The organism is Ochrobactrum sp. SFR4 (genome assembly GCF_019730395.1).
In the GTDB taxonomy this organism is placed as follows: domain Bacteria; phylum Pseudomonadota; class Alphaproteobacteria; order Rhizobiales; family Rhizobiaceae; genus Pseudochrobactrum.
Genome location: NZ_JAAPBB010000004.1, coordinates 313,669 through 329,244, shown reverse-complemented (window position 1 = coordinate 329,244; position 15,576 = coordinate 313,669). Strand labels below are relative to the sequence as shown.

13 protein-coding genes are annotated in these 15,576 nt (G+C 51.2%); 8 read left to right on the top strand and 5 right to left on the bottom strand.

The features are described 5' to 3' along the window. Positions 1 to 73: 73 nt before the first annotated feature. The 3 genes from HBA93_RS07445 to nadE are packed head-to-tail and all read left to right on the top strand — an operon-like array spanning position 74 to position 2,897. Positions 74 to 328: an acyl carrier protein gene (locus HBA93_RS07445; protein WP_221722849.1), complete on the top strand. Its 255-nt coding sequence runs from the start codon at positions 74 to 76 to the stop codon at positions 326 to 328. Between the two features lie 21 nt (positions 329 to 349). After that, on the top strand, positions 350 to 1,912 hold the full coding sequence (locus tag HBA93_RS07440; RefSeq protein WP_221722875.1) for a class I adenylate-forming enzyme family protein: 1,563 nt from the start codon (positions 350 to 352) through the stop codon (positions 1,910 to 1,912). Next, positions 1,905 to 2,897, top strand: coding sequence for an NAD(+) synthase (gene nadE, locus HBA93_RS07435; RefSeq protein ID WP_221722848.1), 993 nt, complete (start codon positions 1,905 to 1,907; stop codon positions 2,895 to 2,897). The genes HBA93_RS07440 and nadE overlap by 8 nt, the downstream gene beginning before the upstream one ends. 144 nt (positions 2,898 to 3,041) lie before the next feature. On the opposite strand, the gene HBA93_RS07430 is transcribed toward nadE, so the two are convergent. Then, positions 3,042 to 4,157: a hypothetical protein gene (locus HBA93_RS07430; protein ID WP_121992341.1), complete on the bottom strand. Its 1,116-nt coding sequence runs from the start codon at positions 4,155 to 4,157 to the stop codon at positions 3,042 to 3,044. Positions 4,158 to 4,485: 328 nt separating this feature from the next. Between HBA93_RS07430 and HBA93_RS07425 the strand changes: the two genes are divergently transcribed. The 4 genes from HBA93_RS07425 to HBA93_RS07410 all read left to right on the top strand — a co-directional run bounded on the left by HBA93_RS07425 (position 4,486) and on the right by HBA93_RS07410 (position 9,994). Continuing rightward, positions 4,486 to 6,693 carry a TonB-dependent receptor domain-containing protein gene (locus tag HBA93_RS07425; protein WP_221722847.1) on the top strand — a complete coding sequence of 736 codons (2,208 nt, stop codon included), beginning with the start codon at positions 4,486 to 4,488 and terminating at the stop codon, positions 6,691 to 6,693. A 247-nt stretch (positions 6,694 to 6,940) separates the two neighbouring features. Then, on the top strand, positions 6,941 to 8,569 hold the full coding sequence (locus tag HBA93_RS07420) for an MFS transporter (RefSeq protein ID WP_221722846.1): 1,629 nt from the start codon (positions 6,941 to 6,943) through the stop codon (positions 8,567 to 8,569). A gap of 182 nt (positions 8,570 to 8,751) precedes the next feature. Beyond that, positions 8,752 to 9,159 carry a hypothetical protein gene (locus tag HBA93_RS07415; protein ID WP_162994460.1) on the top strand — a complete coding sequence of 136 codons (408 nt, stop codon included), beginning with the start codon at positions 8,752 to 8,754 and terminating at the stop codon, positions 9,157 to 9,159. A 10-nt stretch (positions 9,160 to 9,169) separates the two neighbouring features. Beyond that, positions 9,170 to 9,994, top strand: coding sequence for an AraC family transcriptional regulator (locus tag HBA93_RS07410; RefSeq protein ID WP_221722845.1), 825 nt, complete (start codon positions 9,170 to 9,172; stop codon positions 9,992 to 9,994). A gap of 103 nt (positions 9,995 to 10,097) precedes the next feature. Here the strand turns inward: HBA93_RS07410 and HBA93_RS07405 are convergent, their stop codons facing one another. The 4 genes from HBA93_RS07405 to HBA93_RS07390 form a co-directional block, all read right to left on the bottom strand. Then, positions 10,098 to 11,030, bottom strand: coding sequence for a phosphatidate cytidylyltransferase (locus tag HBA93_RS07405; protein ID WP_221722844.1), 933 nt, complete (start codon positions 11,028 to 11,030; stop codon positions 10,098 to 10,100). Position 11,031: 1 nt separating this feature from the next. Then, positions 11,032 to 11,685 carry a lysophospholipid acyltransferase family protein gene (locus HBA93_RS07400; protein WP_213599018.1) on the bottom strand — a complete coding sequence of 218 codons (654 nt, stop codon included), beginning with the start codon at positions 11,683 to 11,685 and terminating at the stop codon, positions 11,032 to 11,034. A gap of 100 nt (positions 11,686 to 11,785) precedes the next feature. Next, a complete protein-coding gene (locus HBA93_RS07395) occupies positions 11,786 to 13,078 on the bottom strand; it encodes a phosphatase PAP2/dual specificity phosphatase family protein (protein WP_221722843.1) in 1,293 nt (430 codons plus the stop codon). Then, complete coding sequence (locus HBA93_RS07390) at positions 13,078 to 14,853, bottom strand: bifunctional alpha/beta hydrolase/class I SAM-dependent methyltransferase (protein WP_286201792.1); 1,776 nt, start codon at positions 14,851 to 14,853, stop codon at positions 13,078 to 13,080. The genes HBA93_RS07395 and HBA93_RS07390 overlap by 1 nt, the downstream gene beginning before the upstream one ends. Positions 14,854 to 14,965: 112 nt before the next feature. Here HBA93_RS07390 and HBA93_RS07385 point away from each other — a divergent pair, with 112 nt between their 5' ends. After that, complete coding sequence (locus tag HBA93_RS07385) at positions 14,966 to 15,571, top strand: CDP-alcohol phosphatidyltransferase family protein (protein WP_221722841.1); 606 nt, start codon at positions 14,966 to 14,968, stop codon at positions 15,569 to 15,571. Positions 15,572 to 15,576 lie beyond the last annotated feature (5 nt).

Sequence of the window (15,576 nt, the reverse complement as noted above, 5' to 3'; positions counted from 1 at the left end):
TCATTAGAGTATTCTCAAATTATTGCTATGGCAGTTCTGAGAATGCCGGAAATGACCGAAACAGGATAAGAGCATGAGTGATACAATCAAAGACCGCTTGCGTGCGTTCATTATTGAGAATTTTCTTTTTGGCGATACGGATTATGCGCTGGAAGATGATGCCTCGCTAATCGACAATGATGTGATGGATTCCACAGGCGTGTTGGAACTGATTGCTTTTATTGACGAGGCTTTCGGTATTAAAATGGCAGATGCGGATATTGTTCCGGCTAATCTCGACAGCCTGTCAAAAATCACCACCTATGTCGCCGCCCGTAAAGCTGCCTGATAGCAGGCAATCTGTCCGATGATGCGTATTGAGAACCATCTTAAATTCCATGCACAAAATACCGGCCATAAGACTGTGCTGGTAACCGGACAGATGCGTCTTTCCTATGCGGAATTTAATGCCAAAGCTGAAGCTTTGGCACGCAGTTTGCAGGCACAGAATGTACAGCGCGGGGATCGCGTTGTTATTTTTATGGATAATTGCTGGCAGGCAGCGGTATCAGTTTTTGCTATTTTGAAGGCTGGCGCAGTTTTCACACTGGTGAACCCTTCAACCAAAGCAGATAAACTTGGTTATATTCTGAACGACTGTACCCCTTCCGCTTTGCTGACACAGGCTAAATTATTGCAGGTGGTTGATGAGGCTGAGGCGTTTGCTGAAATACCTGCTCTGATTGCCGTTAAAGGTCCAGGTCGCTCCAAGCGCCAGCACTTGTCATTTGAGACGGCTGTTGAACCGCAGGAAGACCAGACAGAGATTATCAGCGGCGGCATCGATATTGATCTGGCCATGCTGATCTATACATCCGGTTCAACCGGTCGCCCCAAAGGTGTGATGATGACACATCGCAATATTGAGGCGGCGGCGACCTCTCTGACCGGGCTGCTGAAAAACACTGCAGATGATATTATTCTCTCTGTATTACCACTGTCTTTCAATTACGGGCTGTATCAGCTGCTGATGACTGTGAAACTCGGTGCAACGCTGGTGCTGGAAAAGTCTTTTGCCTTTCCGCAGGCAGTGTTTGAGGTGATGCGTGCAGAGAAGGTAACAGGCTTTCCTATTGTGCCTACAATGTCTGCTATTATGATGCAGATGCGTGATCTGACATCCGGTTTTTTGCCCGATCTGCGCTATGTTACCAACACTGCTGCCCAATTGCCGGTGCCGCATATCGAGTTTTTGCAACGTGTTGTTCCGGATGCGGAAATCTACTCCATGTATGGTATGACAGAATGCAAACGCTGCACATGGTTGCCGCCGCATATGATCAGCGAGAAGCCGGAATCGGTGGGTATTGCACTGCCGAATAGTGAAGTTTATCTGGTCGATGAGCAGGGCTGGCCTGTACCTGCCGGTGAAGCCGGTGAAATGGTGATACGCGGGCCGAATGTGATGCAGGGTTACTGGAACAATCCCGAGGCAAGTGCTGCTGTGCTGAAAAGCGGGCGCAATCCGTGGGAAAAGGTTCTGCATACCGGTGATCTGCTGCGCATGGATGCAGACGGATATTATTACTTTGTCGGGCGCAAGGATGACATCATCAAATCGCGCGGAGAAAAAGTGCCGCCGAAAGAAGTCGAGACTGTGCTTTACACGCATCCCGCCATTCGGGAAGCTGTTGTAGCCGGTGTGCCTGATGCAATGCTGGGGCAGGCGATCACCGCAATGGTGACCACCACAGATACAGAGCTGAGCGATAAGGAGATTATCCGGTTCTGCCGTCAGCATCTGGAAGATTATATGGTTCCGGTTTTCGTTCTGGTTACGGATGAATTGCCGCGAACCGATACAGGTAAAGTCAGTCGTCGTCTTGCGGCGGAAATATTGGCCAAACAATACAGGCAGTTTCAGGATGAATAAGATTCAAGAATTTTCCGCACAGACGATGGTGATTGATGCGGAAGCTGAGGTGGAGAAAATCATCGCTGCCTTGCGTCGTCAGCTGCGCGGTCTGCGGCGCCGTGGTCTGGTTGTCGGTATCTCCGGCGGTATCGATTCCAGCGTAAGTACGGCATTGGCTGTGCGCGCTGTCGGTGCGGATAAAGTCTTCGGTATTTTTATGCCGGAAAATGATTCCGACCCGTTGTCGCTGGCGCTGGGGCAGAAGCTTGCAGGCACCTATGGTGTGCAAACAGTGATTGAGGATATCGGCCCTGCCTTGGCTGCAATGGGTTGCTATCGCCGCCGCGATGATTTTATCCGCTCGGTTGTACCTGCTTACGGAGAGGGCTGGGCGTCGAAGCTGGTGATCAACAATGCTTCTGAAAATGGCGGCTATAATATTTCCTCGCTGGTGGTGCAGTCGCCGGACGGTCAGCAGGAAAAAATCCGCCTGACACCGGAGGCTTATTTAGGCATTGTTGCTGCTACCAATATGAAGCAGCGTACCCGTAAACAGTTTGAATATTATCACGCGGATCGCCTGAATTTTGCGGTTGTCGGTACACCGAACCGGCTGGAATATGATCAGGGCTTCTTCGTGAAGAACGGGGATGGTGCCGCGGATGTGAAGCCGATTGCTCATCTTTATAAGACACAGGTCTATCAGCTTGCTGATCATCTTGGGGTGCCCGCAGAAATCCGTCAGCGTCCGCCGACAACGGATACTTTCTCGCTCGCGCAGACGCAGGAAGAGTTCTATTTCTCTCTGCCATATAATCTGATGGATCTTTGCCTTTACGCGCTTAATCACAAGATCAGTGCGGCGGATACGGCTAAAGCGACCAATCTGGGTGAAGATCAGGTGCAGCATGTCTGGGCGGATATTGCAGCCAAGCGTAAAACAACCAAAGCTCTGCATGAGCCGCCGCTCCTGGTCGAGCCGGTTCAGGATTTTCTGTCCTAGAGCATTATTCCTTACACTTGGATCAGTTAAGGAAAAAATTATGCTCTAATTCTCAAGTGTTAGAGCGGGTTTTGTGTGCCAAGTCCGGCACATGGCGCTCTAATGAGAAAAGCCGCCTTTTGAGGCGGCTTTTTTTATCGGCGCTTACAGCGTGTTGGCGTAGAGTCTGTTCCAGAACTCTCCGGCAAGGCCGTTCAGCAGGGCTTTACCCTCGACAAAAGGCGGCAATGAAGCCGGATCCTGCGCCCACACCATCGTTGAGCATAAATGGGTGAAAGCAATACGCTTTCCGAGCATGTTTTCCATGAGTTCCGGTTGTGTACGTCCGCGAATGGCGACGGCGCCGTTGGAGGCCGCATGATGGATCAGCGTATCAATCATCTGACTCCCGGCTTTCGGATCGCTGAAGAGTTCCAGTACACGCGCTGTTTTGCCAGACTCTAAGTGATAGAGGAAAAGACCGAGATTTTTGCCAGATTTTGTGCCTGCTTTGACCATATAGGCCTTGCCATATTCAGGCTTTTGCAATGCATCTTCCAGACGGTTCAGCAATTGCTCTGTATTCCATTGCGGACGGCAGGAAAAGCTTTGCGCGTAATGCTGATAGAGTTCAGCAAATTCTGTTGCATCAATATCTGTACAGGTCAGTTGCTGGGCGGTTGGCCAATCCGATGGTGTGGCTGACCAGCGCAGGCTTTTGCCATGCATGGTATTGCGTTTGCGATCATCAAACTTGCGCGCCAAAGGTTGCAGCACGGAGAGAGGTTTCAGCTTGCTGCCTGCGATTTCTGTCATGAAGCTAAGCGGGCGAATAATCCGCAACCAGTCAAGGCTGTAATTGGTGAGTTGAACCGCATCCAGTTTTTTCCAGATCGCTGCGGCAATCTCACTGGCCGTTTCGGTTATCATCAGGTCATAACCGTCTTTTTGCAGATTGCGCATCAGTTTGACGCCGCCCAGAGGGTTGTGCTGATGATCCTCTACCATCAATGTGCTGACAATGGCGGTACGCAGTGTTTTATGTGACGTCTCACAAAAATAATCAAAATAATTCACGCCGAGAAAACCGCAAATATTGCCGTTTTTGTCGAGCAAAACTTTAGAAGCAGGCGCGGTCTCTCCGGCAAAACGAATATAAAGCCGGTGAAGATAGGTGATCAGTTCAGCCGACGGTTCCTTGTTGCTTTTCCGGAAGATTTTTTGAAAAAGCTTTGCGACTACCGGTATATCCGTTTCTGTTAAGGATCGGATTTCAGTCATGGTCAGTTTATCCCGTCTTTAGAGTCTGACATTTTGCACATTATTCTGTGCATTATACCTGTTTTGCTTCCTGCTTCGGCTGCTAACAGCTGTCGCTCTGCTCTTGGTTGATAATCATACTATGCGGGAGAAACCCTTTAAAATCTTTTACTTAAATGTTGGGATAGCTCCGCAGAAAATTGTGACCAAGATAAACTTGACTCTTTTTATCAAGTTTATTATTCCCTAGGCATAAGAGAGAAATCTACTCTTTCAATTGCTGCTTTTCAAAACTTGTCATGATTATGCATGGCAGGACAGACGATGTCTGCCTGCCAAAGGGGGTATTATGTCTGTTGTCAGACACTGTCTGCGCGCATCTTTTGCCGGTACCATTTTGAGCCTATCGGGTTTGAGCATTGCCGGTCTCGGGATTTTTACTGGTATGGCTGCGGCGCAGCAGCGTGAAGTCGCCGCACAGGATGCGGCAAAAGATAAGGCTGCGGGCAGTACCACGCAATTGCAAACAATTACAGTGACCGGTGGTTTGAACGGACCTTTTGTTCAGGGTGACGGAATATACCGCGCACCCGCAGCAGTCAGCTCTGTGAGCCGTAATACGCTGCAGGAGCGATTTGGCGGCGATCCGCAGGCTGCGTTGCGCTCGACACCCGGTGTATTCACCCGCCAGCAGTCCAGTCAGCCTGGTATTGAGGTGAATATTCGCGGGATGAGCGGTTTTGGTCGTGTGAATGCGATGATTGACGGTGTGCCGCAGACATTCCGTAATGTGGCAGGCCATGCCTCATCCGGCGGTACCTTGCTCTATGTGCAGCCGGAACTGCTTGGCGGCATTGATGTGAGCAAAGGTGCCGTGGGAGGCGCCGCCGGTATGGGGACTCTGAGCGGCGCCGCAAATTTCCGCACACTTGATTTTGACGATATTGTTTTACCGGGGCGTGATGTCGGCGTGCTGACACGCTGGAAAGCCGGAACCAACGGGTTCCGCGGCTCCGGCATGCTGGCAGGCGCTGCACGCGCCAATCTGAACAATGATAAATCCAGCAATGTCAGTATTCTCGGTGCTTTTGCTCGCACATCCTTCGGTACATTTAAAAACGGTGACGGCGTTTATGTGGATAGCGGGCGCGATGCCACCAACCGTCCGGGTGGCGGCCTGATCAAATTTGAAATTGCACCATCCTCCGAGCATAATCTCAAACTTGGTGCCCGCTGGTATGAAAACCGGTTTACCTATGCCAATTACGAGCAGGATCTGAAGAACGCATCTTATACTGCAAATTATGCCTATACGCCGGATGATAATGACTGGATCGATCTGAAGGTGAATGCCTATTATAACCGCACCAATATGGACTATGCAGCGACCGGCGGTAGCTATCGGGGACGCAAAACCGATGATCGCGGCTATGGTTTTGACATTTCCAATACCAGCAAAACAATGCTGAGTGATGATGTACAGCTCAAGCTGTTCTATGGCGGGTCTTTCGGCAGTGATGAATATCTCATCAACAGCTACCGCGGTGCCAACCCTCCCGGTACTTTAAAGAAATCCAGCGGTTTTACCGATGCAACTTTGTCGTGGAATATTTTCACGCTGACCGGCGGTCTGCGTTATGATCACTGGAATGTGGAAGGCTATCAGCCGGCTTATGCGGCAGGCACAGGGGACTGTCCTGCAGGAGGACCTGCCTGCGGCAACAAGGATATTGAGCGCAGCAGCGGCAAATGGTTGCCGAAAGTCTCTCTGACCGCGCAACCTTATGACGGATTGGAGCTTTATGCGACTTATGCCCATACTTTCCGCCCGCCGACGGTACAGGAAATGTTCTTCTCGCTGATACCGATTGGCGCGGGACTCGGCAGTGGTATTGCCAATAATCTCAGTCTTGAACCGGAATATAGCAAAGGCTGGGATATCGGGGTTAATTTCACAGAAGACGGCTTGTTACGCAGCGATGACAAGTTCCGTCTGAAAACCGGCTTCTTTCACAATTCTATTGAGAATTTCGTCGTCAATGATTTTGTCGATGTACCCAATCGCGGGCCGACAGCGATGTGGATCAACCGCCCCGGCATTACCAAAATGTATGGCTGGGAGATTGAAGGCAGCTATGATCTCGGCTTCTTCTATACCAATGTTTCTTATACCAAAGCCAAAACAGATCAGCCGATTGGTGAGGGGGCCGGTGCGGGGAATGGTGATGCCTTCATGATACCGGATCAGTATGGCACGCTTGATGCCGGTTTCCGTCTGTTTGATGAGAAGCTGACACTGGGGGCACAGGCGCGTTATTTCGGCAAAAGCAGCTATGCCGGATTTGGTACGGATTTTGGTCAGAAATTCGCACTACCAAGCTATATTCTCTATGATCTCTACGGTTCTTATAAGCTGAAGGAAAATGCGGAATTGTTCTTCTCGGTCGAGAATGTGGCCAATAAGAATTATCGCGTGGCTGTGTCGGGGCCATTGGGTGAGAATGAATATTCAGGAAAAGGCCGCAGCTTTATATTCGGAGCGAGTGCCAAATTCTGATCCCTGTCATTTTATTGACTTCAAAGAACCGCCGGACAATTTCCGGCGGTTTTTTTATTGCATGAAGAAAAAATTCACAGTTGCGTCAAAATAGCCAGTTCGTCTTTTTTCAATGTTGCCTATGGTACGGGCATAAGGTTCGCTGACAGCTTGCACATTGATTTTACAGGCTGTTTGAATTTTTCAGTGTGATTATTACACCGAACCATGCATGATGGAGCATCTGCTTCGGATAGGAAATTCTGCGGTGTCGCAAAGTGTATCCCCTTTAGCCCCGTTTAAACATAAAGCTTTTCGCTCTTTATGGACTGCAACGCTTGCTTCCAATCTTGGCGGGCTGATTCAGACTGTTGGTGCAGGCTGGATGATGACGACCATCGCGCAATCCTCCAATATGGTGGCGCTGGTGCAGGCCTCCACAACTTTGCCGGTGATGTTTTTCTCGCTGTTTGCCGGTGCTCTGGCGGATAATTTTGACCGCCGCCGTATCATGCTGATTGCTCAGTTTATGATGTTGCTGGTGTCGCTGATGCTGGCGATTTTTGGCTATATGGGCTGGCTTACGCCATGGCTTTTGCTGAGTTTTACATTCCTGATCGGTTGTGGCGGAGCCTTGCACAATCCGTCATGGCAGGCATCAATGGGGGACATTGTACCCCGCTCTGATCTGCCGGGGGCGGTGGCACTCAACAGCATGAGCTTTAATGCTATGCGCAGTATCGGCCCTGCCATTGGTGGTTTTATCGTGGCCGTTGCCGGTGCTGCTTTTGCCTTTATCATCAATGCTGTCAGTTATATTCCGCTGATTATTGCACTGCTGCGCTGGAAGCCGCAGGTTGCAAAATCCACACTACCGCGTGAGACCTTTGGGCGTGCCGTTTCCGCTGGTTTGCGCTATGTTTCCATGTCGCCGAACCTGATCAAGGTGATGTTTCGTGGTTTCCTGTTCGGTCTTTCAGCCATTGTTGTGCTGGCTCTGTTGCCGCTGGTTGCGCGCGATCTGGTGCAGGGCACGGCGCTGACCTATGGTATTATGCTCGGTGCCTTCGGTCTTGGGGCGATTGCCGGTGCTTTCACTTCCGGCGAGCTGCGCGAGAAGTTTGCCAATGAAACCATTGTGCGCGGTGCATTCATCGCCTTTGGTATCAGTGTTTATCTGTTGTCCTACAGTCATTCGGTTATTTTAACCTGCCTGCTATTACTGCCTGCCGGTGCGTCATGGGTTCTGGCTTTGTCGCTATTCAATGTGACAGTGCAATTGTCTACGCCGCGCTGGGTGGTAGGACGTGCTCTGGCGCTTTATCAAACCGCTACTTTCGGCGGTATGGCCGCTGGCAGCTGGCTCTGGGGTTCTGTGGCTGACGGCTATGGGCCTGAGGCGGCGCTGAGTGTTGCTGCCTTCACGCTGGTTGGCGGAGCGCTGGTCGGACTGGTGTTCAAACTGCCGGAATTCGACAAGCTCAATCTTGATCCGCTCAATTCGTTTTCTGAGCCGCAATTGCGTCTGGACATCCGCCCGCGCAGCGGTCCGATTATGGTGATGGTGGATTATCATATTGAGCATCATAATGTTCATGCATTTCTGGAGGCGATGGCTGCACGCCGCCGTATCCGTATTCGTGACGGTGCACAGCAATGGGCTCTGCTACGCGATCTGGAAAATCCGGATATCTGGACAGAAACCTATCATGTGCCGACATGGGTGGAATATGTCCGCCATAATCAGCGCCGTACCTATGCGGATGCTGCGGTATCCGAAAAATTACTGTCGTTGCATAAAGGGCCGGAAAAACCGCGTGTCCATCGTATGATCGAACGCCAGACTGTGCCTTTGCATGATGATATGCCTTTGAAATCGCATATTGAAATCACCTGACTGGTGCGCAAGTCGGAAAATTAAAAACGCCGGTCTGTTTGCAACGGACCGGCGTTTTGCGTTTTTCGGGCACTTTCTTGGCCGGAATGATATATTTTATGGCACCATGACAGAATGACGCCAGTATGATAAAACTATACTAATTATCTCATATTTTAACGCCTATTACAGGTGTATAGTTTATGAGGCAGACTATGCAGATTGATATTCAGGACTTTCCGCTGGTACGGATGGATTATTCCGGTGCTGGTCATCAGACGATTGAAGAGACATTACAGATTTTTGAGCAATGCCTGCAACGCAAGCAAGCTTTTGTTTTTCTTGGCTGGGGTGCTGATTTTGACAAGGATCCGGGCGAAAGTGTTGCTGACCGCCGTGCTGTCTCGCTGTGGATGAAACAGAACAAAGCTGATTTACGTGATTACGTGAAGGCGATGTATTATGTGGAACAGAGCTCAGTTAAACGGCTGGCTGCAAAAGCTTTCTCTGTCATTTATGGTAAGTTCTGGGGACATCCGATGATCGTCACGGAGAACCGCGATGATGCGGTGCGTCAGGCTTATGAGCTTTTAGGATTATCATCAGAGTAACGGTGATTTCATGTTTTTTACAACGAGTTTCCCTGATTATGCTTTGCCGGATCAGATTGACCGTCCCGTGGTTGTGATGGGCTTATCGATGGTTGTTGATGGCTGGGAGTTTCCGCGCCATTCGCATCGTAAAGCGCAGCTTTTATTCAGTGCCAGCGGTGTGGTGACCGTTGAGACGGATAGTGGTGTCTGGGTTGTGCCGCCGCAATGTGCGGTCTGGATACCGGGGGGGCTATTTCATAAAGCCAGAAGCTCCGGCGAGGCGCGCGGTTTCGGTCTGTTTGTTGCGCCGGACGTGGTTGACGGTTTGCCGGAGACGTGTTGCAGCGTTTCCGTCTCACCTTTGCTGCAAAGCCTGCTGGAAAAAGCTGCGGGTTTTGATCCCTGTTATGATGAAGATGGTGCAGAGGGCAGGCTCATCGGTGTGTTGCTGGATGAATTGGTGGCTGCACCGCTTGAACAGTTGCATCTGCCGATACCGGCGGACAGCCGTTTGCGTAAACTGACCGATATTTTGCTGGATGATCCGGCAAGCCATGCGACACTGGAAGAATGGGCACATCGTATCGGCATGAGCGAGCGTAGTCTGAGCCGGTTATTCAGCCATGAAACGGGCATGAGTGTCGGGCGCTGGCGGCGACAATTGCATGTGATAACCGGTGTGCAATTATTGACACAGGGACGATCGATCCAGTCGGTGGATTTTGATCTGGGCTATGAGAGTGCCGGTGCTTTTGTCACTATGTTCCGCAAAGCGGTTGGCACGCCACCAGGGCGATTTCTGGCCGAGCGACGCTCATCATGGAACCTGTTTCGCGGGGCTGTCTTACAGTAACCGTCAGAGCATTTTCAGTTTAGACAAATATTAAAAATGCTCTGACTAGTTATGATTTACGCGCATCTTATCCGAAAACCGCTTCACACTTTTCGGGATGCGCTCAAGTCCAGAAATAGCGGATCAGGTGGAAGAACACAGGGGCTGCAAAAACCAGACTATCGGCACGGTCCATCATACCGCCATGCCCCTCAATCATATGCCCCCAGTCTTTGACACCGCGGTCACGTTTGATCGCTGAAGCGACAAGGCCTCCGAAAAAACCCATAATACAGGCAATGGCTGCAAGACCGCCTGCCTGTAACGGTGAGAAAGGTGTGAGCCACGAGAGCGCTGCCCCCAGTAAAGACGCGCTGGCTACGCCGCCGATCAGCCCTTCCCATGTTTTGGATGGCGATACCTTTGGCGAGATGCGATGTTTGCCGAATAATTTGCCGAAAATGAATTGCAGCACATCGCAGCCCTGCACCACGGCAATCAGAAAGGCAATCAGCAGCATTTGCCGGCCTTCAAAGCCTTCAATATGCAATGTCGCCAGCGCAGGCACATGACTGATGCAATAGACCGAGAGCATAATGCCCCATTGCTGCTCGGAAATACGCTCAAGAAACCGGCTGGTATTACCCCAAAGTGCTGTGAGCACCGACATAGCCAGAAATACATAAACGGGAATGAAGATGGAATAGAGCCCGTACCATTCCACCCAGACCAGATAATATTGCACCGGAATGACAATCAGGAAGGCACCGAGCAACAGCCAGTGATCGCTGCGATGCGTATGGGTGAGAGTTACATATTCCCGAAGCGCTGCGAAAGAGACCAGTCCGAACAGAATAACCACACCGGTTTTGCCAAACAGAAAAGCGATGCTGATCGCGGCAATCATAATCCACCACGCACGAATGCGTGCATTGATATTGCTGAGCGCGGAAGGCAATGGCTTGGCACTGCGCCAGCTGATTAATGCGGCAGCAAGGCTTGCGACTGATAACAGCACAACCAGTCCGATCAGGAGAAGATTGGTTTCTTCGCTCACTTCATACTCCCTGAGATTGCGGGCTGAGTGTCAGCAAGGCATGTTGCGCACGGTGCAGGAAGTTTTTGCGTTCTTCATCCGGTTGCAATTGCAGCGGCGCACCGAAAATCACACGGCATAACAGCGGTACCGGCAGAAATGTGCCTTTAGGCAAAACACGGGACATATTTTCAATCCAGCAGGGCACCAGCTCAACATCCGGCCGTGCTTTGGCGAGATGATAAAGACCGGCGCGAAAACGCAGCAGCGGTTCTTCGGTCATATTGCGGGTGCCTTCAGGGAAAAAGATCAGCGACTGGCCGCTGTCAATCGCACGCAACATCACCAGCAACGGGTCTTCATTGCGCTCGATCCAGTTCCGCTCCACCAGCACTGTGCCGAGCAGCCGCGTGGCAATGAACTGTCGCAGGCGGTTGCTGTTCCAGTAATCGGCACCGGCAACGGCACGGGTTCTTGCGCGTTCGCCTAAAGGTAACGAGGAGGACAGCAGAATGAAGTCGCCATGGCTGGTGTGGTTGGCGAAATAAATCCGCTGTTTGCGGGACGGGACTGTACCGCTCCAGATCGGACGCACGCCGGTAATGGCGCGGGAAAAAAAGGCCAGAACCATGCCGGAGAAAATCTGTAATACTGAATGCGAGTCCGGATCGGCCATGAAGAACAGTCGTTTTTATTTTGCTTCACATTAAATTCAGCAAGTAACAGAATAAAAGCACTTTCCGCAATCATTTCTTATTTTCGTGAATTACGTTGTTTTATTGATGATCCGGATAAAGACGCACCGGCCTGCCGGTTTTGCGGATCAGTTCCTCGGCTTGCTGACTGTTCGCCACATGACCGCTTTCAACCAGCCAGCGGGCAATGAGATTGGCACTGCGCTGATAGCCCAAAGCACAGCAGATCAGTGTCGGGCGCGGTGGATTATGAATTGCCCTGACTGCGGCCTGCATGGTGAGAGGCTCCGGCTTAGCGAGATCCATCAGAGGAAAAGCCTGCCAGCGGGCTCTGATATTGCGTGGTGCGATACACTCCGCGGTCATATCAATGATGCAGGTATAGTTTTGTGTTTCTGAGTGTTTCGGGAAACGACCGAGATAGAGACCTTCAGTAATTTTAACCGCTGACGGTTCGCGCCATGTCCATGCGATACGGTTAAGTCTGAAGAAAATACGCAAAGGTAAAAATAGCCAGAGGGATGCAAGGCTGACGGAGCCGTCGCTGCGTTTCTGGAAGATTTTTGCACCGCTACCGCTATAGCCAAAGCTCAGCATCAGCAAGGCCAGTGCAGGCCAGAGCAGCAACAGAATTGCCGGATGCCCGCCGGTGAATGTGAGTGCCAATAATACAAGGCCGGCAGCGCCATAAATACGCATGAATTTACGGGATTTGGGATCACGGGTGAAACGGTAATTCTGCCAGGGTGCATCGCCTTCACGGGGAAATAGCCACAAAGCGAACAGGCCGAGCAAAGCACCGGCCGGAACATCAATGAAATGATGCTGCCATGTGGTGAGAACAGACAGAGCAATCAGCAGATACCAGACATGCCAGATCATGCGCCAAAATACTGGTAATCTGTCACGCAGATGATCCCAGATGATGATTGCCAAGGCGATATGCAGCGAAGGTGCCTGATTGAACGGCTGATCGAAATTGCCGAGCATGGCAAATAACCAGCCGGAAAGGCCGGTTGTTACAGGTTTTTCCCATGTGATGGTCAGCGGAAAAGCAATGAAACAGACAAAGGCAATGAATTGCGCCGTGAGATAGCGGCCGATCAGCCGGTTTTGCGATTTCCTGTCGGTAGCGACCAAAACTGCGACCGCGTAGAATAGATTGAGCGACCAATAGGGGATGATTGTCCAACCCCAGAACGGGATTTGCTTTTCCCAGTCAAAGACAATCTCCGGCACGGAAGCATGTTGCGATGCCAGCCAGTTTGCCAGACCGTATGTTGCATAGAACAGCGGGGCAAGCAGGAACAAACACAGCACGCCTCGCCGGATCAATACCGGATTTGTTTTATGCACTTCGGGATCGAGCTGCATTATTGCTCAATACGTTGTGCCAGTGACACGGTGAAAATACCCCACTGGTCAATACGCTGTTCAATTTTGCGGAAGCCTGCGGCCTCAACCAGCTGATCCATCTCGTTCTGCGTGCGGCGGCGCATCACCCATGCTTGTCCGCCACGATGGGATGTCAGGGCGCGGGCAATCATTTCCAGCTGCGGATGCCAAGGCTGGTTTGTATAGATCAGATAACCGCCACTCTGAACTGCTTGTGCCAGTCCTTCCAATGATTGTGCGATCTGGTCATTATCGGCAAACAGCTCATAAAGACCGGAAACAATAGCCAGATTCGGTGCAGTTTCTGCATCTGCGCCAAGGGCAGCGAGCACCTTGGTGTCGAAAGCATCACCTTCATGGAATTCGGCTTTACCGGAAAGATTGCGCTCCGCAATCAGCTGACGACCGGCCAGCACATTGATCGGTGAATAATCCTGCAAACGTACGGAAGCAATTTCATCATCCTTGGTGGTGAGTGCATCCAGCACATAGCGGCCATGGCCGGCTGCAATGTCGAGAATATGTGCCGGTTTGCCGTCGTCCTGCAAACGGGTAACAGCCTGCCGGATCAGTTCTTCCAGATGAATTTTACGCTGGCGAATACCGCGCCAGCCAATGGCGTTGAGGAAAGTCTTGTCTGTATAACGGCCGCCGGGGCCTAAGCCCTTCACCTCATTGCGATAAACATAATCGAGCGTGGAGCCGGAATCGAAACCGGTGCGGATACCGGTTTTCAGTCCTTCCGAGAACAATGCGCCAATACGGATAGAAGCACGGGTCATACCCCAATAAGCACCGCGCGGACTGGTAATGGACAGAGGGGTAGCCAGACGGTCAGCTTCATCACGGGTAAAGCCCTGAATATGAGCTTCAAGTAGCGAATTTTGTTGCGGTTTTTTGGCGAACTGCTGCTCAATGAAAGGCCGGATTTTGGCAAAAGCCAGTGCACGGTCACGCTCGCCCAATGTGTCGTGATAGAAGCCTTTGAGCACATGGCGCTCTTTAACCGGGCCCGCGAGATTTTCGTAAAAACGGTGTTGCGGCGCATCACGCACCACCCAGTCACGACCGGAAATCAGCACTTGTGTCGGCGTGGTAATCGCACGGGCATCGCGCACAATACGGTCAGCATTCTCGTAAAGTTCCAGCAGAATATTGGAGGCAATCGGGCGGGTAATCAGCGGGTCATTTTCAAAGGATGCAATCCGCTCTTTGTCATGGGTGAGAAAGCGGGCTTTGACATAGGAGTTGACGAAGAATGTGCCTTTGAGCTTCTGCCAGAGCCAGATGCCTTCTTTGGCCAGCGGTACATAAAGTTTAACGTCAAAGGCCGGTGCAGCCAGCACCATGGCGCGGATCGGCGGCGCATAATCATGCACCCATGTGGCACCGATAACTGCGCCGACACTTTGCGCAATCAGCGCCATGTCTTGTAATGCAAAGCCGTCTGTCTCGGTGATATGGCGGGCAAAGCAATCAAGGTCGCGCACCGTGGTTGCAAAGGAAGGCGAATAGCCGCGCTGACCTTGGGTAAGGCCGTGACCACGAGCGTCCCATGCATAGAAGCTGTAATTGTCCAGCCCGAGTTCTTCGACAATATGCGCGACACGGCCGCTATGTTCATGCCCGCGATGTAACAGAATGATTGCGCCTTCCGGCTTTTCGCTCAAAGCTGGCCAGTAGCGGAAAAAGATTTCCTGCCGGTCATGGCTGATAAAATGCCGCTCAGTGCAATCGCGTTTTACCGAAGTCATAGGCCTGTCTTTCATATGGCGATACAAGAATATAGATGTTGTTTTGCTATTTATTGTAAGTCTTTTAGACTAAACGATGTTTAAGAAAAATGATTTTGCAAAGAGTTATACCGTGTCTGTTTATCAGCTTAAGAGCCGTTTTCAGGATTTATTACGTCCGCTGGTAAGCCGATTGGCACAGTGGGGTGTGACCGCCAATCAGGTGACTATTGCGGCGATGCTGATCTCTGTAGCGATAGGCTCATGGCTGGTGATTGCTGAAAACAAGGTATGGTTCTGGCTGATTCCCGTATGGCTGTTCATCCGAATGGCGATGAATGCCATCGACGGGATGCTGGCGCGCGAATTTAACCAGCAAAGCATTTTGGGGGCCTATCTCAACGAGCTTGGTGATCTTGTCTCTGATATTGCACTGTTTGCACCGTTTCTGTGGGTCGCACCGTTTCAGCCGCATTGGATGGGGCTGATTATTGTGCTGGCTTTGCTCACCGAATTTGCCGGATTGCTGGGCCTGAGTGTCGGGGCATCGCGGCGCTATGACGGGCCGATGGGCAAAAGCGACCGCGCCTTGTTGTTCGGTATCCTCGGTGGCTGGCTGGCCGTTGACGGTTTTCTGCCGCAATGGATGGTCTGGTTGCAGTCGCTACTGATCGCGCTGTTAGTGTGGACGATTTTCAACCGTATTCGCAGAGGTTTAGCAGAGGCTGCAAAGGGCTGAGATTG

Bases quoted from the DNA above. Each gene is read 5' to 3' on its own strand.
- HBA93_RS07445 (WP_221722849.1), top strand. From the start codon at position 74: ATGAGTGATACAATCAAAGACCGCTTGCGTGCGTTCATTATTGAGAAT.
- HBA93_RS07440 (WP_221722875.1), top strand. From the start codon at position 350: ATGCGTATTGAGAACCATCTTAAATTCCATGCACAAAATACCGGCCAT.
- nadE (WP_221722848.1), top strand. From the start codon at position 1,905: ATGAATAAGATTCAAGAATTTTCCGCACAGACGATGGTGATTGATGCG.
- HBA93_RS07430 (WP_121992341.1), bottom strand. From the start codon at position 4,157: ATGACTGAAATCCGATCCTTAACAGAAACGGATATACCGGTAGTCGCA.
- HBA93_RS07425 (WP_221722847.1), top strand. From the start codon at position 4,486: ATGTCTGTTGTCAGACACTGTCTGCGCGCATCTTTTGCCGGTACCATT.
- HBA93_RS07415 (WP_162994460.1), top strand. From the start codon at position 8,752: ATGAGGCAGACTATGCAGATTGATATTCAGGACTTTCCGCTGGTACGG.
- HBA93_RS07410 (WP_221722845.1), top strand. From the start codon at position 9,170: ATGTTTTTTACAACGAGTTTCCCTGATTATGCTTTGCCGGATCAGATT.
- HBA93_RS07400 (WP_213599018.1), bottom strand. From the start codon at position 11,685: ATGGCCGATCCGGACTCGCATTCAGTATTACAGATTTTCTCCGGCATG.
- HBA93_RS07395 (WP_221722843.1), bottom strand. From the start codon at position 13,078: ATGCAGCTCGATCCCGAAGTGCATAAAACAAATCCGGTATTGATCCGG.
- HBA93_RS07390 (WP_286201792.1), bottom strand. From the start codon at position 14,853: ATGACTTCGGTAAAACGCGATTGCACTGAGCGGCATTTTATCAGCCAT.